16 protein-coding genes and 1 tRNA gene are annotated in these 20,694 nt (G+C 65.5%); 6 read left to right on the forward strand and 11 right to left on the reverse strand.

The genetic code is table 11. The annotated features are described in order from the left end of the window. Positions 1-44: 44 nt before the first annotated feature. Positions 45-1,622, forward strand: a complete 1,578-nt coding sequence (locus ACRVY7_RS21920; RefSeq protein WP_431818639.1) for a helicase HerA-like domain-containing protein — start codon at positions 45-47, stop codon at positions 1,620-1,622. Positions 1,623-1,645: 23 nt separating this feature from the next. Here the strand turns inward: ACRVY7_RS21920 and ACRVY7_RS21925 are convergent, their stop codons facing one another. The 8 genes from ACRVY7_RS21925 to ACRVY7_RS21960 form a co-directional block, all read right to left on the reverse strand. Next, positions 1,646-2,296 carry a hypothetical protein gene (locus ACRVY7_RS21925; RefSeq protein ID WP_431818640.1) on the reverse strand — a complete coding sequence of 217 codons (651 nt, stop codon included), beginning with the start codon at positions 2,294-2,296 and terminating at the stop codon, positions 1,646-1,648. Positions 2,297-2,425: 129 nt separating this feature from the next. Further along, complete coding sequence (def, locus tag ACRVY7_RS21930; protein WP_431818641.1) at positions 2,426-3,001, reverse strand: peptide deformylase; 576 nt, start codon at positions 2,999-3,001, stop codon at positions 2,426-2,428. A gap of 8 nt (positions 3,002-3,009) precedes the next feature. Continuing rightward, complete coding sequence (cmrA, locus tag ACRVY7_RS21935; RefSeq protein ID WP_387316088.1) at positions 3,010-3,828, reverse strand: mycolate reductase; 819 nt, start codon at positions 3,826-3,828, stop codon at positions 3,010-3,012. 54 nt (positions 3,829-3,882) lie between these two features. Continuing rightward, positions 3,883-4,392 (reverse strand): nitroreductase/quinone reductase family protein, encoded by a 510-nt coding sequence (locus ACRVY7_RS21940; RefSeq protein ID WP_431818642.1) that lies wholly within the window; start codon positions 4,390-4,392, stop codon positions 3,883-3,885. Between the two features lie 100 nt (positions 4,393-4,492). Beyond that, positions 4,493-6,571 (reverse strand): oxidoreductase, encoded by a 2,079-nt coding sequence (locus tag ACRVY7_RS21945; RefSeq protein WP_431818643.1) that lies wholly within the window; start codon positions 6,569-6,571, stop codon positions 4,493-4,495. Between the two features lie 41 nt (positions 6,572-6,612). Beyond that, positions 6,613-7,197, reverse strand: coding sequence for a PadR family transcriptional regulator (locus ACRVY7_RS21950; RefSeq protein ID WP_431818644.1), 585 nt, complete (start codon positions 7,195-7,197; stop codon positions 6,613-6,615). Between the two features lie 119 nt (positions 7,198-7,316). After that, positions 7,317-9,029, reverse strand: a complete 1,713-nt coding sequence (locus ACRVY7_RS21955; protein WP_431818645.1) for an ABC transporter ATP-binding protein — start codon at positions 9,027-9,029, stop codon at positions 7,317-7,319. A gap of 140 nt (positions 9,030-9,169) precedes the next feature. After that, a complete protein-coding gene (locus tag ACRVY7_RS21960; protein ID WP_160318061.1) occupies positions 9,170-9,307 on the reverse strand; it encodes a hypothetical protein in 138 nt (45 codons plus the stop codon). Positions 9,308-9,648: 341 nt separating this feature from the next. On the opposite strand from ACRVY7_RS21960, the gene ACRVY7_RS21965 reads away from it, so the two are divergent. Beyond that, entirely contained in the window at positions 9,649-10,896 is a 1,248-nt protein-coding gene (locus tag ACRVY7_RS21965) for a uracil-xanthine permease family protein (protein ID WP_431818678.1), read from the forward strand. A gap of 28 nt (positions 10,897-10,924) precedes the next feature. Here the strand turns inward: ACRVY7_RS21965 and ACRVY7_RS21970 are convergent, their stop codons facing one another. Further along, positions 10,925-11,449: a GNAT family N-acetyltransferase gene (locus tag ACRVY7_RS21970; protein WP_431818646.1), complete on the reverse strand. Its 525-nt coding sequence runs from the start codon at positions 11,447-11,449 to the stop codon at positions 10,925-10,927. A 101-nt stretch (positions 11,450-11,550) separates the two neighbouring features. On the opposite strand from ACRVY7_RS21970, the gene ACRVY7_RS21975 reads away from it, so the two are divergent. Continuing rightward, positions 11,551-12,051 carry a hypothetical protein gene (locus tag ACRVY7_RS21975; protein WP_431818647.1) on the forward strand — a complete coding sequence of 167 codons (501 nt, stop codon included), beginning with the start codon at positions 11,551-11,553 and terminating at the stop codon, positions 12,049-12,051. A gap of 133 nt (positions 12,052-12,184) precedes the next feature. On the opposite strand, the gene ACRVY7_RS21980 is transcribed toward ACRVY7_RS21975, so the two are convergent. Further along, positions 12,185-12,261: transfer RNA gene (locus ACRVY7_RS21980), tRNA-Arg, on the reverse strand. A 201-nt stretch (positions 12,262-12,462) separates the two neighbouring features. On the opposite strand from ACRVY7_RS21980, the gene ssb reads away from it, so the two are divergent. Then, positions 12,463-12,903, forward strand: coding sequence for a single-stranded DNA-binding protein (gene ssb, locus ACRVY7_RS21985; RefSeq protein WP_431818648.1), 441 nt, complete (start codon positions 12,463-12,465; stop codon positions 12,901-12,903). A gap of 55 nt (positions 12,904-12,958) precedes the next feature. On the opposite strand, the gene ACRVY7_RS21990 is transcribed toward ssb, so the two are convergent. Continuing rightward, positions 12,959-13,816, reverse strand: a complete 858-nt coding sequence (locus ACRVY7_RS21990) for a formylglycine-generating enzyme family protein (protein WP_431818679.1) — start codon at positions 13,814-13,816, stop codon at positions 12,959-12,961. Positions 13,817-14,113: 297 nt separating this feature from the next. On the opposite strand from ACRVY7_RS21990, the gene ettA reads away from it, so the two are divergent. Further along, positions 14,114-15,790, forward strand: a complete 1,677-nt coding sequence (ettA, locus tag ACRVY7_RS21995; protein ID WP_268760638.1) for an energy-dependent translational throttle protein EttA — start codon at positions 14,114-14,116, stop codon at positions 15,788-15,790. Positions 15,791-15,864: 74 nt separating this feature from the next. Beyond that, positions 15,865-20,667: an NAD-glutamate dehydrogenase gene (locus tag ACRVY7_RS22000; RefSeq protein ID WP_431818649.1), complete on the forward strand. Its 4,803-nt coding sequence runs from the start codon at positions 15,865-15,867 to the stop codon at positions 20,665-20,667. The last annotated feature ends 27 nt before the right edge of the window (positions 20,668-20,694 follow it).

Here is a 20,694-nt window from a genome sequence, read left to right on the forward strand (position 1 = left end):
ACCGGTGTCGTGCTCAGTCAATCAACCGCCGGAAGGACATGTTCGTGACCGATCCCACCCAGGCCGCCCAGACGATCGCGCAGGGCTACCAGTTCGATTCGACTGCGCTTGAACTCGGCACGGTATCGGTCGACGGCCAGGTCGATTCGACAGCCAAGGTTCGTATCCCGCTGGCGATGATGAACCGTCACGGGCTGGTGGCCGGGGCGACGGGCACGGGTAAGACAAAAACCTTGCAGCTCATCGCAGAACAGTTGTCGGCCAACGGCGTTCCGGTTGTGATGGCCGACATCAAGGGCGACCTGTCGGGGCTGAGCCGACCGGGGGTGTCCAACGACAGGATCACCTCACGGGCGTCACAGACCGGCGACGACTGGTCGCCGACGGCGTACCCGGTCGAGTTCGTGTCACTCGGATCGAAGGGGATCGGGGTGCCGGTGCGTGCGACGATCACTGCGTTCGGGCCGATTCTGCTCAGTAAGGTGTTGGGGCTCAACGACACCCAGGAATCGACGCTCGGACTGATCTTCCATTGGGCAGACAAGAACGGCCTGGCCCTGCTCGACCTCAAAGACATCCGTTCGGTGATCGCCTACCTGACCAGCGATGAGGGTAAGCCCGAACTCAAGGCGATCGGTGGGGTTTCGACGCAGACCGCCGGAGTCATCCTGCGCGCACTGACGAATCTCGAAGCGGCAGGCGGCGATACGTTTTTCGGTGAGCGGGAACTCGATCCGCAGGATCTGTTGCGGCTAGCTCCGGACGGCCGCGGCATCATCACACTGTTCGAGTTGGGAGACCAAGCCGCCAATCCGGTCCTGTTCTCCACGTTCCTCATGTGGATCCTGGCGGAACTGTTCGAGTCCCTCCCCGAGGTCGGCGACGTCGACAAACCCAAGCTGGTCTTCATCTTCGACGAGTCGCACCTGCTGTTCAACGATGCGTCGAAAGCCTTCATCGCGCAGGTGGTGCAGACGGTCAAGTTGATCCGGTCCAAGGGCGTCGGTGTGTACTTCTGTTCGCAGTTGCCGACCGACATTCCCAACGATGTGCTGTCCCAATTGGGCGCACGAGTCCAGCACGCGCTGCGCGCATTCACCCCCGATGATCAGAAAGCGCTCAGCAAAACGGTCAAGACCTACCCGGTATCGGACGTCTACAAGCTCGATCAGGCACTGACATCTCTGGGGACCGGCGAGGCGATCGTGACCGTGCTGTCGGAGAAGGGTGCGCCGACGCCGGTCGCCTGGACGGTCATTCGTGCGCCCCGGTCGTCGATGGAAGCTGTTGCGGCAGCGGATATCACGGCCGCGGCGAAGGCGAGTCCGCTCTATCAGACCTACGGCACGGCCATCGACAACGAGTCGGCATACGAAATGCTCGCCGCGAAGATGCTCTCGCCGGGCGAGTCACCCGACGCCCCGGCACCGACTCCGCCCGCACAGGCTCCTGCGCCGACGCCGACGCCGGCACCTGTGCCTGCTCCCGCGCCCGAAGAGCCAGGCATGATCACCGAAATCCTGACGAGCCAGCCGATGCAGAGCTTCCTACGTAACGCTGCCAGCCAGGCCGGCCGCGAGTTCAGCCGAGCCATCTTCGGTACCGGGCGTCGTCGACGCTGAGGACGCCCGGCACCAACTGAGCGTCACTCCTTCAGTTCGACCGTCACCGCATTGCCCGGGCCGGACGCGATGGGATTGAGCAGCGGCGTGAGCGCGCCGCAGCCTGCCAGCGGTGGGATGGTCAGATCGCCCTTGAGGGTGAGGGGAGCGAAGAAGTCGGTGCCCTCGTCCTCGGAGAAGGGGATCTGGCCGGTCAGCACCAGTTCAGCAGGGGTGCTCGTCGTACACGGAGCCCCGACGAGATTGAACTCCTTGATCCCGAGCGGTTCGATCCGCTGGATCTGAATGTCGAGCTTCTGAGTGACCTTGACGTCCATCGGTCCCTGGCCCGTCGGCGTGGCGTTTCCTGTCGCTGGTCCGTCGGGGATCATCTTGATCTGCAGCGTCGCGATGCGTAGGTCGGCCAGTCTCCATGCGGCACGTGTCTGTGCCGGCTCGATCTTGGATTCCAGCGCGAACGGTGGCATCGACTCGGCCTTCGTCCGCTCCGTGGTTGTGAAGACCACGTCGACGCCGAGATTCTTGAGGTGAGTGGTCACCGTCGTGTGCTTGTGGTTGATGTAGAGCGAAGGGGCCGCCTCCGCGTGTACGGAAGTGGCGAAAACGGCTGCGGCAGTTGCGGATAGCGTTGCGGCCGTGATGACTGTCCGACGTAGACGGGTGAAGCGACGCATGAGACCTCCTGAGAACGAGCTAGCACCTACCTGTGAGTAAGTTCTCAGAAACTAGCACTGTGTGATTTGGCTAACTATCAGATTCTCGATTTGTCCCGGTGAGGGCAGAGCCGGTCATCGCGAGCCGGGTCACACCATCGGCGACACGGGCCAGTCGTCGGGATACCGATCGGCAACCTCATCGGCGTCGCGGAAGAGTCGTTTGCGAGCCTTGGCGGTCAGGCGATCGCCGAACACCATGCCGCGCGTGTGGTCGGTCTCGTGCTGTAGACAGCGGCCGAGTATCCCGCCCGCTGTCACGGTGACCGGTTGGCCGAATTGGTCGACGCCTCGACACGTCGCGACCTTCGGACGAGCCAGATCCTCATGGGCACCCGGCAGCGAGAGACATCCCTCGCCCAGCGTCGCGAGTTCCCTGTCGCGGCCCTCGGGGAGTTCGAGCTCGGGATTGCAGATCACGCCCGTACGTCGCCTGCCTGCCTCGTCGCCGCAGTCGTACACGAATACCGCGAGGTCGACGCCGATCTGGGCCGCGGCAAGACCCGCACCCGGTGCCGCGGTATTGGTGGCGAACATGTCGGCGATCAGATGCTGCAGCTCGTCGTCGAAGTCTGTCACCGGACGGGCAGGCGTATGCAGGACAGGGTCGCCCCACCGCACGATCGGGCGCGGCGTACCGATGCGGAGCAATTCTTCGAGTGGCATCGGGGTTCCTAGGACTCTGGCCCGAGTCGCTTGTAGAACGTGCCGACGATGGGAGCGACGAGCGCTCGCGGACTGTAGCCGCCCGCGACCGACATTGCCTTCGACAGCGTTCCGGGCACAACGCGCATCTTGTTGTGCTCCAACGCATCCAGGCTCATCTTGGCGACCTCCGCGCTGTCGTGCCACAGAAAGCCGGGCACCATCTTGTCGACGATCGACGCGTCCTCGGGGTCCGGTGTCTGAGTACGGACAGGTCCTGGCGCGAGCAGGGTGACGTGGACACCCGAACCGCCGACCTCGCCACGCAGCGACTCGCTGAAAGTGTTCACGAAGGCTTTCGACGCCGCGTAGGTGGCGTTGTTGGGGATCGGCATGTTGCCCGCTGCCGAACCGACCATGAGGATGCCGCCCGAGCCGCGAGCAACCATCTGGGGGAGCACCGCGAGGGTCAGGTCATGCACGGCGTTGACGTTGAGCCGGACCTGGGCGCGCTCGTAGTCGGCGTCGAGCTCGGCAACCGGACCGAACGTGGCGATGCCCGCGTTGTTGCAGAGCACCGAGACCTCACGCTGGGCGAGTTCTGCGGAGAGGATCTCGACGGCAGTCGGATCCGACAGGTCGCTCGGTCGTACCTCGACCTGCACGTCGTGTTGCGTGCGCAGCTCGACCGCGAGCTCTTCGAGGATGTCCCCGCGACGCGCCACGACGATCAGTGAGTGCCCGCGCCTGGCGAGTTCGCGGGCGAGTTCCATTCCGATTCCGGAGGACGCGCCGGTGACGACGGCGCGTGCGGACACGACGGGAGACGCAATGGGCATGGCGGTCATGGTAGCGCCGCCGGCGTGGCTCGATCGCGAACCGGTCGCGTAGCTGTGCGCCGGTCAGCTCGCCGAGAGTCGGAACACCCTGATCTCGCGATCGGTGCGATCGCGGTAGACCGAGTACACGTCGGTCACGTCGCTCTCGAAGAGGCGGTAGATCCGCTCGCGCTCGGTGCCGTCGAGAAGCGTCGCGACGGCGTCGACCTCGACGCCTGCCGTGTTGACCGTGCATGCGGGGTTGGCGAGGAGATTGGCCGTCCAGGCGGGATGGCGTTCCTGGCCGAAATTGGACCCGACGACGAAGATGTCGTCGCCCTCGCGGGCGTAGAGCAGCGGCGATGTCCGCGACAGTCCGGACTTTGCGCCGGTGGTCGTCAACAGCAGCGTCGGAGCCCCGATCGGCCCCAGCACCGTGAACCGGCCCTTCGAGGCGTGCAGCACGCGCCGGTCGACACCCGCCGATCGACGCACCACCCACGAGCCGACACTCGTCTTCGCGAGAGCGGTCATCGGGCCGCGCAGCGGACTCGACGTCGAGCCCCAACGCCGCTCGGCAAACGGAGACGCCATGCCACTCCTTCGATCGACGGACGTGCGACCCACACAGCTTCTCAGTTTTGCGGCTGCACGTACGTCGAATCGGTCTGGGTGTCGATCGATTGGTAGCGGTCTACTCGATACCCGCTGCGACCTCCGTGCCCTGACGGATCGCGCGCTTGGCGTCGAGCTCGGCGGCCAGGTCGGCGCCACCGATGACGTGCGTTCGGATGCCCGCCACGGTCAGCGGGTCGACGAGGTCGCGCACGGACTCCTGTCCCGCGCAGATGACCACGTTGTCGACCTCGAGAAGGCGCGTCTCGCGGACCGAGCCGTCGTCGTCGTGAAAACTCAGGTGGAGTCCGGCGTCGTCGATCTTGTCGTAGGTTGCACCCGAGATCTGTTCGACGCCTTTCATTTTCACACTCGCCCGATGTACCCACCCGGTGGTCTTACCGAGTGTCTTGCCCTGCTTTCCGCGCTTGCGTTGCACCAGGAAGACCTCGCGGGTTGCCGGAAGCGGTCGGGGCGTGGTGAGGAAGCCGGGAACGTCGAGGTCTTCGCTGACTCCCCACTCCTGTTCCCATTCCTTCAGGTTGAGGGAGGGCGAGTCGTCGACGGTGAGGAACTCGGTGATGTCGAAACCGATACCGCCCGCGCCGATCACCGCGACACGCTTGCCGATCTCGCGGTGGCCGAGCACTGCCTCGGCGTACGACATGACCATCGGGTGATCGACACCGGGGATGTCGGGTATGCGTGGGGTGACGCCGGTGGCGACGATCACCTCGTCGAAACCCTCGGCGATGATGTGCTCGGCGTCGACGCGCTGTTCGAGATGAACGCGGACGTTGTTGAGCTCGAGCTGCCGGGTGTAGTAGCGCAGCGTCTCGGCGAACTCCTCTTTACCGGGAATCCTTGCGGCGATGGAGAATTGGCCGCCGATCGTCGGGCCGGCCTCGAAGAGCTCGACCCTGTGACCGCGTTGTGCGGCGGTCACCGCGGCCGACAGTCCGGCCGGTCCGGCGCCGATCACGGCGACCTTACGTGCCCGACGCGTCGCGCCGAGAGTCAGCGTGGTTTCCCGTCCGGCACGCGGATTGAGCAGGCACGACACCTTCTTCCCGACGAACGCGTGATCGAGGCACGCCTGGTTGCAGCCGATGCACGTGTTGATCTCGTCGGCGCGACCGGTCATGGCCTTCACCGGGAACTCGGGATCGGACAGGAGTGGGCGAGCCATCGACACCGCGTCGACGCGGCCACGGTCGAGGATCTCCTCCGCCACCTCCGGGGTGTTGATGCGGTTGCTCGCGATGAGCGGGATCGACACCTCGTCGCGGAGTCGCTCGGTGAACTTGACGAACGCCGCGCGCGGCACCGAGGTGACGATGGTCGGCACTCCGGCTTCGTGCCATCCGATGTCGGTGTTGATGGCGTCGACGCCGAGCGCCTCGGCCTTGCGTGCCATGAGGGCGATCTCGTCCCAGGTCTGTCCGCCCTTGACGAAGTCGGCGATCGACTGCCGAAGGATGACCGGGAAGTCGCGGGGGACGCGGCGTCGGATCTCGGTGATCACCTCCACCAGAAAGCGCTGCCGGTTCTCGGTGGAGCCGCCCCACTTGTCGGTGCGGTCGTTGGTGTGCGGGCACAGGAACTGGTTGACCAGGTAGCCCTCACCGCCCATGATCTCGACGGCGTCGTAGCCGGCCTGGCGCGCCAGCTTTGCGGCCTGCCCGTACGAGCGGATCACGTGCCGGATGACCGACTCGGGCATCGGCAGGTTCTTGAACGGGTGGATGGGCGAATTCTCGCTTCCCGGAGCAACTTTCAGTGGCGTATAGCCGTAGCGGCCTGCCTGGAGGAGTTGCATGGCGATCTTGCCGCCCGCGTCGTGCACCGCGCGGGTGACGCGCTGATGCCGTTTGGCGTCGAGCACGTTGGTCATCTTGCCCGCGAAAGGCAGGAGCTGGCCGGTGCGACTGACCGCGAAGCCGCCCGTGATGATCAGGCCCGCACCGCCGCGGGCGCGCTCGGCGTAGTACGCGCCCAGCTTGTCGGTGTCCCACACGCGGTCTTCGAGACCGGTGTGCATCGACCCCATGACGATGCGATTGCGCAACGTCATCCCACCGACGGTGAGGGGCTCGAACAGACGCGGATAGTACGGATTCGGTTGGCTCGAGCTGGCATTCGCGGATGGGGCTGACATCTGCGCTCTCCTGGGTCGTCGGGGATGGGGTGGGTTGCTGGTCAGGAATCGTTGCCGACGGATGGCTTCGACGCGGTGGCTGTTCGACGCTGCTCGGCGTCGAGCGCGGTGATGACTTCGTCGCACCAACCGACAAAGCCTTCTTCGATGCGTACGCCGCCGCGGAGTACCAGGTACTGATGGAGGCGGCGGCCGGTCAGTGCCTGCGGGTCGGGGTAGTCGTCCTTCTCGAACGACTGGTAAAGGTGCAGTCGCGCAAGGTGTTCGGCGCGGTGCCTGCGGAGTTCGTCGATGACGTCGGTGAGGTCGGCGTGCTCTGCTGCTCGGATCTTGAGTCCGAGGTCGTCGCGGAGTTGTTGCATGGGCGTCGGCGACGAAACCCACTCGCGCAGCGCATGACGGCCCGCGTCGGAGAGTGTGTAGACCTTCTTGTCCGGTCTGCCCTCCTGGGCGACGGGTTCGAAGCTCACCATGCCCTCGGCGTGGAGCTTGCCCAGTGTGCGATAGATCTGCTGGTGCGTCGCCGACCAGAAGTAGCCGATCGACCGGTCGAATTGCCTGCCGATCTCGTAGCCGGTGCCCGGGCGTTCGGAGAGCGACACCATGATCGCGTGTTCGAGTGCCACGACTCGACCGTACCAATGCACCTACGCACTATGCAATAGTGTGCATAGGGTTGTTGTTGCACAGCCGGCCGGGTGTATCTCCCGCATACATACAGGTCGGATGCAGGTGCACTATCGCGTCACGCTGGTGCGTTCTCCGGTTCCATCCACCGGCTCAGGTCGTACAGATGCCCGTCACGGAGTTCGACGATGCGGTCGGCGATCGCGGTGACCCGAGTGTCGTGCGTGATGAGCAGCGTCGTGCGGCCGTCAGCGAGCCGCCGGAGCGGGTCCAGAATCCGGCTCGTGGTCGCGGCGTCGAGACCCGACGTCGGTTCGTCGAGGATGAGCGCGGGGGTATTGCGGAGCATCGCACGGGCGATCGCGATACGTTGCCGCTGACCACCGGAGAGCGTGAGGCCGCCGTCGTCGAGCCGGGCGTCGTAGCCCTCGGGAAGCCTGCGGATGAACTCGTCGGCGTCGGCGGCCACCGCGGCGGCGATGATGTCTTCTCGCGTCGCGTCCGGCCGCCCGTAGGCGATGTTGTCGGAGATGTTGGCGCCCTTGATGATCGGCTGCTGCGGAAGCAGCGTGATGTGATCGCGAATCCAAGCGCCGGTCAGGTGGTCGTAGTCGACGTCGCCAATGCTCAAGTGCCCGGAGTCGGGATGTTCGAATCGGCACAGCAGCGACGCCAGCGTCGACTTCCCGACGCCGCTCGGTCCGATCAGTGCGGTGATGGTGCCCGGCGCGAGGACGAGGTCCACGGCATCGAGGACCGTCTGGTGTTCGCGCGCCAGGGTGACGTCGCGCAGTGCGATACCGACCGGAGTCGTCGGACGTAGTGGAGTTCGGACCGACGTGCGGGCCGTGGGGGTTTCGACGCGTTCGACGGGTGCGATGTCGAGGACTTCGGCAACTCGCTCGGCGCTGATCACCGCCGATGCGATGGCGATCCGGATATCGGCGAGCTCTTGCATCTTGGGATAGAGCATCCCGAGGTAGCCGGTGAGGGCGAGTAGGCCGCCGACGCTGAGCTGGCCCTGACGTACCTGCCAGACGCCCACGATCGCGATGGCAAGCGTGACGACGACCTGCCCGAAGCTCAAGATGCCGCCGAGTCCGGCCTCGACGCGCGTCTGCGCCAGGCGGGCGCTCATCCAGGTGACTCCGTGCCGGTGGAGTCGAGCGTGTTCACGTCCCTGCTGGTTGTAGGCGACGGCCGTCTCGTGGCCGAGGAGTGCGGTTTCGACGGAGTCGGCGATGTCGCTGTTGGCGCCGCGTTCGTCACGGGTGACGCGTTCTTGCCGACGCGCGAAGAACGCCGACAGACCCCATAGCGCCGGTACCGCTGCCAGCGCGACGAGCGCGACCTGCCAGCTCATGAGGAGCGCCGCGACGACCAGCCCGATGGTGTGGGCCAGCGCGATCACGAACTGCATCACGCCCGTCCCGATCAGGTACTCGACTGCTTCGAGATCGCCGGTGTGTCGGGTGACGAGGTTGCCAAGGCCCAGCCGTCGGTGCTGCACAGAATGAAGGCGTTGCACATGGTCGAAGAGCTGGTCACGCAGCCGCAGCACCACCCGCTCGGAGATGCCAACGGACACGACCTGGCCGAAATAGTCTCCGCCGCAGGAGATTGCAGTGATGAGGAGCCAGATGAGCGCAAGGCGCGCGAACGTTGTGACGCTGTTGGAGTCGAGCGCGCCGTCGATGACGTCGGCGAGCACGAAGACGGCAACCACCTCGCATGCCGCGGCGATGCCGAGCAGAGTTCCCGCGAGCGCGAATCGTCTGGCCTCGCCCCGTACTGCGGGAGAGAAGCGTCGAAAAGCTTGTCGCGCGTTCATCGAACGTCCTTCTGTATCGGTAGGCATGGGAATCGGCGGGCACGGTAGTCAGCGGGCATGAGAACAGGAGCCGACGCGGGCGTCGGTGACACGCCTGGCGGCGTCGGACGTCCGTGTCGGCTCCCGTGGGGGCCGGAAGGTCAGTAGACCCAGCGCCAGTCCCAGCGGTGTGCGCGCGGATTCCAGAAGCGCTGCCGACGACGGCGACGCGGCGGCTGCGGGGCAGGGGCCTGTCGCGGGCCGTTGTTGTTCTGCTGCGGCCCGTTATTGATAGGCATGGGATCTCCTTCGTGACTTCCTGCCGGCGGCGTTGCCGACGAGGAGAACACTATGGAGCTTCGCTGACCGCGCCCTGCGGCGACGCTGGGAGGCGGCTGTCAACGCAAAGGTGCTGTCCGACAGTGGGTTACCGGTCTGCTCGGTGCCCGGATAGGTGCGGTCGCCGGTCCCGGTATGCGTGTAAACCCGGCGTCGCGCTCTGTGATCGCGCAGACTGATCCTCGTGCGTAACGACGAAACTCCTGACGGCGGTGGCGATAGCGGAAGGGGCGACAACGACAGAGGGAGCGCGAGCGGCAGCTCTGGCGCCACCACGACGTCGCGACGACTGGCCGACCACATGGGATGGACGCGCGTCGATGTCGACGACGTGGTCTCACCGGGGGAGCGGCTGTCGTGGCCGAAGACGGTGAGTATCGGCCTGCAGCATGTCGTCGCGATGTTCGGTTCGACGTTCCTCGTCCCGGTGCTCACCGGATTCCCGCCCGCCACAACACTGTTGTTCTCGGGCATCGGTACCGCACTGTTCCTGATCATCACGGGCAACCGGTTGCCGAGCTATCTCGGCTCGAGCTTCGCGATCATCGCGCCGGTACTCGCGGCCACGGCGTCGAATGGGCAATCGTCGGCGCTCGGCGGGATCGTCGTGGTGGGTGCGTTGCTCGCCTTGATCGGCGTCATCGTGCACTTCGCGGGTGTCCGCTGGATCGACCTCGTGATGCCGCCGATCGTCACCGGAACGATCGTGGCGTTGATCGGCCTCAACCTCGCGCCGTCGGCAAAGGCGAACTTCGAGAAGCAGCCCGTGACCGCGACGATCGTCCTGGTGCTACTGGTCTTGTCGATCGCGTTGTTGCGTGGACTGCTCGGACGGCTCGCCATCGTGTTGAGCGTAATGATCGGCTACGTGGTGGCGTTGATTCGCAACGAGGTGGACACCAGCGCCATCCATACCGCGAGTTGGATCGGCCTGCCCGAGTTTCACACTCCGACGTTCCACCTCTCGGTGATCCCGACGTTCTTACCCGTGGTCCTCGTGCTGGTGGTCGAGAACATCGGGCACGTGAAGTCCGTCGCGATGATGACCGGAGCGAACTTCGACGACCGGATGGGCAGGGCGTTGTTCGCCGACGGACTGTCGACGATGATCGCCGGCTCGGGCGGAGGGTCGGCGACCACGACATACGCCGAGAACATCGGTGTCATGGCTGCGACCAAGGTGTATTCGACGGCGGCGTACTGGGTCGCCGCAGCCGCGGCGATCATCTTGGGACTGTGCCCGAAGATCGGTGCCGTGATCGCGTCGGTTCCCTCCGGGGTCCTCGGAGGCATCACCACTGCGCTCTATGGCCTTGTCGCGATCATCGGTGTGCACATCTGGGTGACCAACCGCGTCGACTTCTCCCGACCGATCAACCAGTTCACCGCCGCGATTCCGCTGATCATCGCCATCGCAGACTTCAGTTGGACCATCGGCGACGTGAGCTTCGGTGGCATCGCGATCGGCGCGGTGTGCGCGCTGCTCATCTATCACACCATTCACCTCATCGGCGGGTGGCGAGGAACCGCGGGAGCGCGCGGCGCCTAGTCGAAAAGGTGTTGTCCGCCTGAATGATTCACACGCCGAACGGCGCGGCGTAGTGCATGACTCCGGTCGGAAGTGGCTTGCCCTCGTCGAGTGTCATCGCCATGACGGCGTCGTCGGGAGCGTCGAACGGCACGGTGATCCCGTGTGTCGATGCGCGTTCGAACCCGAACCGCGGGTAATAGTCGGCGTGCCCGAGCACGACGACATGTGGTTCGCCCATCTGCTGTGCGGCTTCGAGAAGTGCACGGTTGACTGCGCTGCCCGCGCCGCGGTTCTGGAACTGCGGAAGCACCGACACCGGCCCCAATCCCAGGACCGGAGAGTCGTCGACGTAGCCGCGGGTCGCGACGCCGTGCCCCACGACGCGTCCCGACCCGTCGGTGACGACAATCGACAGTCCGTCGATCCACGCGGGGTCACGCCGTAGGCCGTCGAGGATCTCGGCTTCCTCCGCGGTGGGAAACGCGGCGAGGGTGATCTCGCGGACGATCGGCACGTCGGCCGGTGTTTCGGTACGGGTGTGCCATTTGGTGGCGGGGCTCTGCTCAGACATCAGTCGACGACGTTATCAGCGTTGCGTCGCGGTGCAATTGAATTTCATGCCGGTCGGCAGCGTTGTCGATACCGACATCGGTGCCATGGCAAGCTCGTCGGATGAGTACGACAAATGGTGCAGGCACTCTGCCTCCGATTCAGATCGAATGGACCGCGCGGCAAGGCGATGCCCGGCGCGCCACATTGACGTCGCTCGCAACACCTCGCCTCTGGGCGCGCACTGTCGGAATCGCCGCGGTTTTCGCGACGATCTTTGCGGCGGTGTGTATTGCGACTGGTAGTGGGTGGTCCTTGGGCCTGCTGATCGGTGTGAGCGTGTTCCTCGTGTGCTCGGTTGCGTGGATCGGCGCTGCGCTGATCGCTGCCTACTTCCAGAACCGCAGGATGCTCGCCCCGGGAGCCAAGTGGGGAGCAGGCGCCGACGATGAGTTTCTGCGCGTCGACTCACCGGCGTCGACGGTGTTGTTGCGGCGCGACAGCATTCGATCGGTGACGCCGGTCGGCGGGCAACTCGTGATGCTGAAGGCGTCGCCAAAGACCGTCAGGTTGTTGCCGGCAGCGCTGTTCGCGCACCCGGTGTGGACTCTCGAATCTCGCTGATGGCCGTGCCCGACGGCGCAATTTCAAACCACACAGTGGGCGCATACCGGCCGGAGGTCGGCAAGGATGTCGCACACCGGCCGGAGGCCGACAGGGATGTCGCACACCGGCCGGAGGCCGGCAGGGATGTTACTGGTGCCCCCGGCAGGACTCGAACCTGCGACCTAGGGATTAGAAGGCCCTTGCTCTATCCACCTGAGCTACGGAGGCGAAACCGACACGCAGAGTGTACGGCAGGGGGCCGGGTGTCTTGACGGTGCCCGTATCCACAGGCGGGGTCCTGTCCACAGCTTGGTCTCGCGCTCGCTGTAAGGGGGCGTGTTCTGCGGAATGCTCACGGGCAGCCATCTCAGCCCGAGTTGCGAACTCGGTGTCTGCACTCCGATGGCACCTCACGGCAGGAGCGGAGCAATGTACGAAACCTATTCGACGATCGTGGGGCGAGTGATCTCCGACCCCCGGCGCAACCGCATGGCAAACGGCGATGAGGTGATCTCGTTCCGCATGGCCAGCAACACGCGTCGACGGGATCGCGCAACGGGCGAGTGGATCGACGGGAACAGTCTGTTCCTGACCGTCTCATGCTGGCGGCGGCTGGTGGCGGGCGTCGCGTCCGCGATCGAGAAGGGTCGGCCCGTGATCGTGCACGGGGCGATACACACGAACACCTACACGACGAGCGACGGCGAATCGCGCACGGAGTTGGAGATGATCGCCGACTCCGTCGGCCTCGATCTCGCACGCTGCGTCGTCGAGTATCGCGGTCGTGCCGATTCCCCGGCGCCCCGGCCAGCGGATGCACCAGCGGCAGGCGTCGACGCCCCGGGCGACGCCACAGGCGCTGCGGCGTGACCGACCTCCCGCCACGGTGAACGCCGGAGGGGTGCGTTCACCGTGGCGGGACCCGTCATGTGGCAATAACGTCTGCGGCGCAACGGAATCCGAGGTGCGACGTGGCAGAGTCGTCGGATTGCGGAGAACGGGCGGCGGGTCGGTAGCGTCGGCAGTACTGCGGTGAGCACAGGTGCGAACCGCCCTTCGTGACACGCGTGACCTGTGGAGATGTGGTGGGCGCCAAGAGGTCCGGCCGACCGTCGGGGGAGACGGTCGCAAGATCGGGCGGGACGTGGCGCGCAGTGAAGACGTCCGACGTGCGCTCCCACACGTTGCCGATCATGTCGAGAAGCCCGAAACCGTTGGGCGGATAACTCCCGATCCTCGACGTTCCGCTCCAGCCGTCGCTCGCGTAGGGGAAGTCGCCGATCCACGTGTTGGCGAGAATCTCACCCTCGGGATGCAACTCGTCGCCCCATGCGTACTCGTGTCCGTCGAGTCCCCCACGCGCGGCGTACTCCCACTCGGCCTCGGTGGGGAGCCGACGCCCCGCCCACGCGGCGTAGGCCACAGCGTCGGCGTAGGCGATCTGGGTGACGGGGTGGTCGTCGTGCCCGACGACGTCGGTCGCGGGCCCAAGCGGGTGACGCCACGACGCTCCCGGCTGCCATCGCCACCACGCTCGCCAGTCGTTGAGGTCGACCGGACCGGCCGTCGGGGTGAAGACAAGCGCACCCGGAACGAGCATCGCCGGGTCGGCGCCGGGGAAGTCGGCAGGGTCGATCTCGCGTTCGGCGACGGTCACGTACCCGGTGGCGCTGACGAACGCCGCGAACTGCGCATTGGTCACCGGGTGGCGTTCGATCGCGAAAGCGCCGATGCGACGCTCATGTGCGGGACGTTCCTCGGGGTAGAAGCGATCCGAACCCATACAGAAGACGCCGCCGGTGAGCTCGACGAGCTCGGTCAGCGGCGCGGGGGCGGTCACACTCTCGATGGTGCCAGTGATCGCGTTCGCACGTCTGCGAGGACCGCGGCGCCAGGTCTGCGGGCGGGCGGCGCCGACTCGATCGCGGCCATGTGGGAGAGTGTCGCGCCACGTCGATAGAGTGGTACGCGACGTTGCGCCGAGAGCCTGCCGTGTCGCCGGAGTGCGACACCCCGCATGCACTCTCCGGTATCGGAGCTCGAGCGCAGGTGACCACAAAACCGCAGGTGAGGACATTACGTGGCTGGCGAGTTTATTTACACGATGAAGAAGGTGCGCAAGGCGCACGGTGACAAGGTCATTCTCGACGACGTCACCATGTCCTTCTACCCGGGCGCCAAGATCGGCGTCGTCGGACCCAACGGTGCCGGTAAGTCGTCGATCCTCAAGATCATGGCGGGGATCGACCAGCCGTCCAACGGCGAGGCATTCCTCGACCCGGAGGCCACCGTCGGCATTCTGTTGCAGGAGCCGCCCCTCAACGAGGAGAAGACGGTCAAGCAGAACGTCGAGGAGGGGATGGGCGAGATCAAGCAGAAGCTCGACCGCTTCAACGAGATCGCCGAGCTGCTCGCCACCGACTACTCCGACGAACTCATGGAGGAGATGGGCAAGCTCCAGGAGGACCTCGACAACGCCGACGCCTGGGATCTCGACTCGCAGATCGACCAGGCCATGGACGCACTGCGCTGCCCTCCCGGCGATTCGCCCGTCACCCACCTGTCCGGTGGTGAGCGCCGCCGCGTCGCGTTGTGCAAGCTGCTGCTGTCCAAGCCCGACCTGCTACTGCTCGACGAGCCGACCAACCACCTCGACGCCGAGAGCGTGCTGTGGCTCGAGCAGTTCCTGGCGTCGTACCCCGGCGCAGTCCTCGCGGTGACACACGACCGCTACTTCCTCGACCACGTCGCCGAATGGATCTGCGAGGTCGACCGCGGCAAGCTGCACCCGTACGAGGGCAACTACTCCACTTACCTGGAGAAGAAGGCCGAGCGCCTCGAGGTCCAGGGCAAGAAGGACCAGAAGCTGCAGAAGCGCCTGAAGGAAGAGCTCGCGTGGGTCCGTTCGGGTGCCAAGGCCCGTCAGACGAAGAACAAGGCACGCCTCTCGCGGTACGAGGAGATGGCGGCGGAGGCCGAGAAGACGCGCAAGCTCGATTTCGAGGAGATCCAGATCCCGACGCCACCGCGTCTGGGTGATGTGGTGGTCGAGGTCGCCAACCTCGACAAGGGCTTCGACGGTCGCGTGCTGATCAAGGATCTGTCATTCACGTTGCCGCGCAACGGAATCGTCGGTGTCATCGGACCCAACGGTGTCGGTAAGACGACGCTGTTCAAGACGATCGTCGGACTCGAGGAGCCCGACTCGGGTTCGGTCAAGGTCGGCGATACGGTCAAGCTCAGCTACGTCGACCAGAATCGCACCAACATCGACCCCAAGAAGAACGTGTGGGAGGTCGTCTCCGACGGCAACGACTACATCGAGGTCGGCCAGAACGAGATGCCCTCGCGTGCCTACGTCAGCGCATTCGGGTTCAAGGGTCCCGACCAGCAGAAGCGGGCCGAGGTGCTCTCCGGTGGTGAGCGTAACCGTCTCAACCTGGCGTTGACCCTCAAAGAGGGCGGCAACCTGATCCTGCTCGACGAGCCGACCAACGACCTCGACGTCGAAACCCTGGGCTCGCTCGAGAACGCTCTGGAGTCGTTCCCCGGCTGTGCCGTGGTGATCAGCCACGACCGGTGGTTCCTCGACCGCACCTGTACCCACATTCTCGCGTGGGAGGGCAATGTCGAAGAGGGACAATGGTTCTGGTTCGAGGGCAACTTCGAGGCATATGAGGCCAACAAGGTCGACCGGCTCGGACCCGACGCCGCGCGTCCGCATCGGGTTACTCACCGGAAACTCACTCGCGACTGAATCGCGTCACTACCATCGCGGTAGGGCTCGAATCGGAGATCAGTTCCCAATCTCCTGAAGTGAAGGTGAGTGAGTTGTCTGAAGTGAGTGCTCTGTTGCCTGCGGCGGTCAGCTGCTATCTCAACGCGAGCAACCCTCCGGGCGACGCGCACCACCCGACAACAGGTTCGGGTGGTGGCCTCACCGACGCAACCAGCCTCGACGCGATCGACGACGCCGATCTGGACCGCGTTCGCCGACACGTCGGATTGGCGTCGACCCGGTCAGCGGGGCAGTGTCTGGTCGACGTGAGCACGGGACCGGCCGGAACCGAGATCGTGGTCGTCAACGACGACATGCCGCTGCTCGTCGAGGCGGTGCTGACCGTCGTCGAGGCGCACGGACTGAGCGTGAGCCGTATCGACCATCCGGTGATGGCGGTGGCGCGTGACGAGGCGGGCACGCTCAGCGACATCGGCGCCGGACCCGACCGGACAACGGAGTCGTGGATCTACGTCGTCGCGATGTCGACGAAGGGTGAGGTCGACACCGAGGCGTTGCGTACCGAACTCGCCGACGTCATCGCGCGGGTCGCCGACATCGACCGCGACGCGGTGGATATGCGCGGACGCCTGTCGACATGCGGTGCCGATTGCGCCGTCGCCCCGACCACCGCGGAGTCGGGTATCGCCGCGGTCGACCGCTACGAGTATTCGCGCCTACTCGACTGGTTCGCGGGTAACCACTTCGTGCCACTCGGTTACCGCAGGGTGGGCGTCGACGGCGCGGTCTCCGACGGGCGGGGTCTGTGGCGAGGCGACTCACTCCTCGACCTCACCGGGGCGCGCGACTTCGGAGTGCTCACGCAGCGGCCGCTGCTGCCGCGGGTCTCGCGGGTCTATCTCGAAACGGGCGTGCAGCGTTCGAACTATCCGATCCTGATCCAGATTCCCGAATTCGACGCCGCCGGAACGCATGTGGGCGAACATCGCTTCCTCGGCACCTTCACGTCCTCGGGCCTGCACCAGACGATCCTCGACGTGCCCGTACTGCGTGGCAAAGTGCACGAGGTGATCCGCCGGGCAGGCGTCGACGAGGATTCGTTCGCCGGTCAGTCGATGATCGAACTGCTGCAGAACTATCCGCTCGTGGAGATGTTCGCGTCGTCGGATGCCGAGTTGAGCCGACGGATCGCCGAGATGCTCGACGCCGTCGCCACGCGAACCCTGCGCGCGTTCGTCCGCGTGAATCCGCAGGGCAGTACCGCGACCGCGCTCATCTATCTACCTCGCGACAGATACAACACGCAGAACCGGTTGGCGCTGCAGAACGTCGTCTCAGAGCAACTGCAAGGCACGGCGCTCGAGTACTCGGCGCGGGTCAGCGAGATGCCCCTCGCGCAACTACAGGTGATGGTCCGCGTCGACGAATCGGACGCTGCGCTACGCGGGTCCTTCGACATCGGAACTCCCGAACAGAGCGCGATCCAGCACGAACTCGCACGGGCCATCCGGACGTGGGACGAGCGGTTTCGGGAGGCGGCAGGCGGACTCGACGCGTCGTCGGCCCGACTTCCCGTCGGGGGCGTCGACGCCGTGCTGCGACTACTTCCCGCGCTGCCCGAGGAGTACAAGGACCAGCGCGAACCGTCGGACGCCGTCGCCGACCTCATCCGAGTCGCCGATCTCGACGTCGGGGACATCGCCGTCACGCTGGGGCAGACCGCCACCGAGCCCGGGGCACCGTGGAAGTTCACGTTGTATCTGTGCGGCGTCGCAGCCACATTGACCGACGTGCTGCCGGTGCTTCACAGCCTCGGCCTCGATGTCGTCGACGAGCATCCGTACCGTCTGGTGCGGCCGGACGGGCAGGTCTGCCACGTCTACGAATTCAGTGTCGCGTTGGCCGATGGGATGTCGTTGGATCTCGACTCGGCCGACGACCTCGACGACCGGTTCACCGACGCGTTCGTCCAGATCTGGCGGCAGCGCGCGGAGGTCGACGCCTACAACGAACTGATCATCAGGTGTGGTCTCGAGTGGCGCTCCGCGGCGATGCTCCGCGCGTACGGCCGGTACCTACGCCAGTGTGGCTTCTCCTACAGCAACACTCTGGTTGCGCACACGCTCGGTGAGTATCGCGACGTCACGCGGGGACTGGTGGCGCTGTTCGAGGCGTCGTTCGACCCCGATCACGCCGACGAACAGCACCGTGACCGTGCGGCAGCTGCGCTGCGCGACGACATCGGCAAGGTCCTCGGACTCGAAGCCGACCGCATCGTTTCGGCGTTCTCGGCCGTCATCGGAGCGACGTCGCGCACGAATTTCTACGTCCGCGACGACGACGGTGACCGACCGGTGATGTCGTTCAAGTTGCGACCCAGAGAGATTCCGCAAACGCCCGAACCGCGGCCACTGCACGAGATCTTCGTGTACTCGCCGCGTGTCGAAGGGGTGCACCTGCGTTTCGGTGCCGTTGCCCGCGGCGGGCTGCGGTGGTCTGATCGACGCGAGGACTTCCGCACCGAGATCCTGGGTCTGGTCAAGGCGCAAGCCGTCAAGAACGCGGTGATCGTTCCCGTCGGCGCCAAGGGCGGTTTCGTGGTGAAGCGGCCGCCGGCGCCGACAGGCGACACCGCAGCAGACCGCGATGCCACGCGCGCGGAAGGCATTGCGCGGTACCGAGACTTCATCTCCGGCCTGCTCGACGTCACAGACAATCTCGACCGCCACACCGGTGCGGTCATCCCCGCGAAGTCAGTGGTTCGCAGGGACGGCGACGACACCTATCTCGTCGTCGCTGCCGACAAGGGCACAGCCACCTTCTCCGATATCGCCAATGATGTTGCAGCCCAGTACGATTTCTGGCTCGGGGATGCGTTCGCCTCGGGTGGCTCGGCCGGCTACGACCACAAGGCGATGGGCATCACCGCGCGAGGCGCGTGGGAATCGGTGAAGCGTCATTTCCGGGAGATGGGCGTCGACACACAGTCGCAGGACTTCACCGTCGCGGGTATCGGCGACATGAGCGGCGACGTGTTCGGAAACGGCATGCTGTTGTCGCAGCACATCCGTCTCGTCGCGGCGTTCGATCACCGGCACGTGTTCGTCGATCCGAATCCGGACGCTGCGTCGTCGTATACCGAACGCGCACGGCTCTTCTCGTTGCCGCGCTCGTCATGGGCCGACTACGACACCGCGCTGATCAGTGAGGGTGGCGGTGTCTGGTCGAGGGAGACCAAGTCGATCCCGATCAGCGAACAGATGCGCACGGCACTCGCACTCGAGGTGGGCGTCGATGCGTTGTCGCCACCGGAACTGATACACGCGATCCTGCTCGCACCGGTCGACCTGCTGTGGAACGGCGGCATCGGCACGTACATCAAGTCGTCCTCCGAATCCGACGCGCAGGTGGGAGACAAGGCCAACGACGCGATCCGCGTCGACGGAGATCAGTTGCGCGCCAAGGTCGTCGGCGAAGGCGGCAACCTCGGCGTGACCGAACGCGGTCGCATCGAATTCGACCTCGCAGGTGGACGCATCAACACCGACGCGATGGACAACTCGGCGGGCGTCGACTGTTCCGACCACGAGGTCAACATCAAGATCCTGCTCGACTCTGCGGTCTCGACCGGGCAACTCGTGGCTGCCGACCGTGATCCACTGCTCGAGTCGATGACCGACGAGGTCGGCGATCTCGTGCTGGCCGACAATGTGTCACAGAACTCCGAGCTCGGTTTCTGTCGCGCCTACTCGCTCGATCGCGTCGATGTGCACGCACGCCTGCTCCACGAGATCGCCTCGCACGGAGTCGATTTGACTCTGGAGGCGTTGCCGACACCGCAGCAGTTGATCAAACGCCTGCATTCGGATGTACACCGCGGGCTCACCTCGCCGGAACTCGCGACGCTGATGTCGCACGTGAAGCTGATCGCCAAGGACGACCTCCTGGGAGGTGACCTACCCGAGAACGATGTGTTCGAGGGTCTGCTCGCCGAGTACTTCCCGCTTCCGCTGCGCGAACGATTCGCGGACGGGATACGCGCGCACCGACTGCATCGCGAGATCGTCACGACCGTCCTCGTCAACGAGGTCGTCGACCGGGCGGGCATCACGCACCTGTTCCGGCTCGGAGAATCGACGGGCTCGACAACCGAGGAGGCCGTGCGGGCCTACGTGGTGGCCGACAGGGTCTTCGGTCTGTCGGACCTCTTCGCGCGCATCCTGCATGCCGACGCTCCGGTGGAAGCCATCGACGAGATGATGCTCTACGAGCGGCGGCTGCTGTTCCGGGCGTCGAGATGGCTGCTGGCGTTTCGTCCGCAGCCGCTCGCCATGGCGGCGGAGATCACCCGTTACACCGAGCAGGTGGCTGAACTCACCGCACTGATCGACAGTTGGTTCGGTGCGCAGTCGGCCGCCGACGTCGAGCGGCGCGTCGAGCACTACCGCGCGCTCGGTGTGGAGACCGACCTCGCCCACGACGTCGCGATCAGCCTCCACCGGTTCTGCCTGCTCGACATCGTCGACGCCGCGGAGATCGCCGACCGCGATCCCGTCGAGGTCGGCGAACTGTACTTCGCGATCATGGAGCACTTCGGACTCGAGGAACTGCTCACCGCGGTCTCCACCCTCGAATACGGCGACCGCTGGCATGCGTTGGCGCGCTTGGCTCTTCGCGACGACATGCACGGTGCGCTGCGCGCCCTCACGCTCACGATCCTGCAGAGCAGCGAACCCGACGAGAGCGCGGCGGAGAAGATCTCCGAGTGGGAGTCGTCGCATTCGTCGCGGCTGTCGCGGGTGCGCACGATGCTTGCCGACATCGAGCAGGGTCCCGAACTCGACCTCGCGACGCTGTCGGTTGCCGCGCGGCAGTTGCGCAGCCTCATCAGGTGACGAACCTCTTCAGTTGACGACCATCGG

It is taken from the genome of Gordonia jacobaea, from assembly GCF_965344965.1.
Lineage (GTDB): Bacteria > Actinomycetota > Actinomycetes > Mycobacteriales > Mycobacteriaceae > Gordonia > Gordonia jacobaea.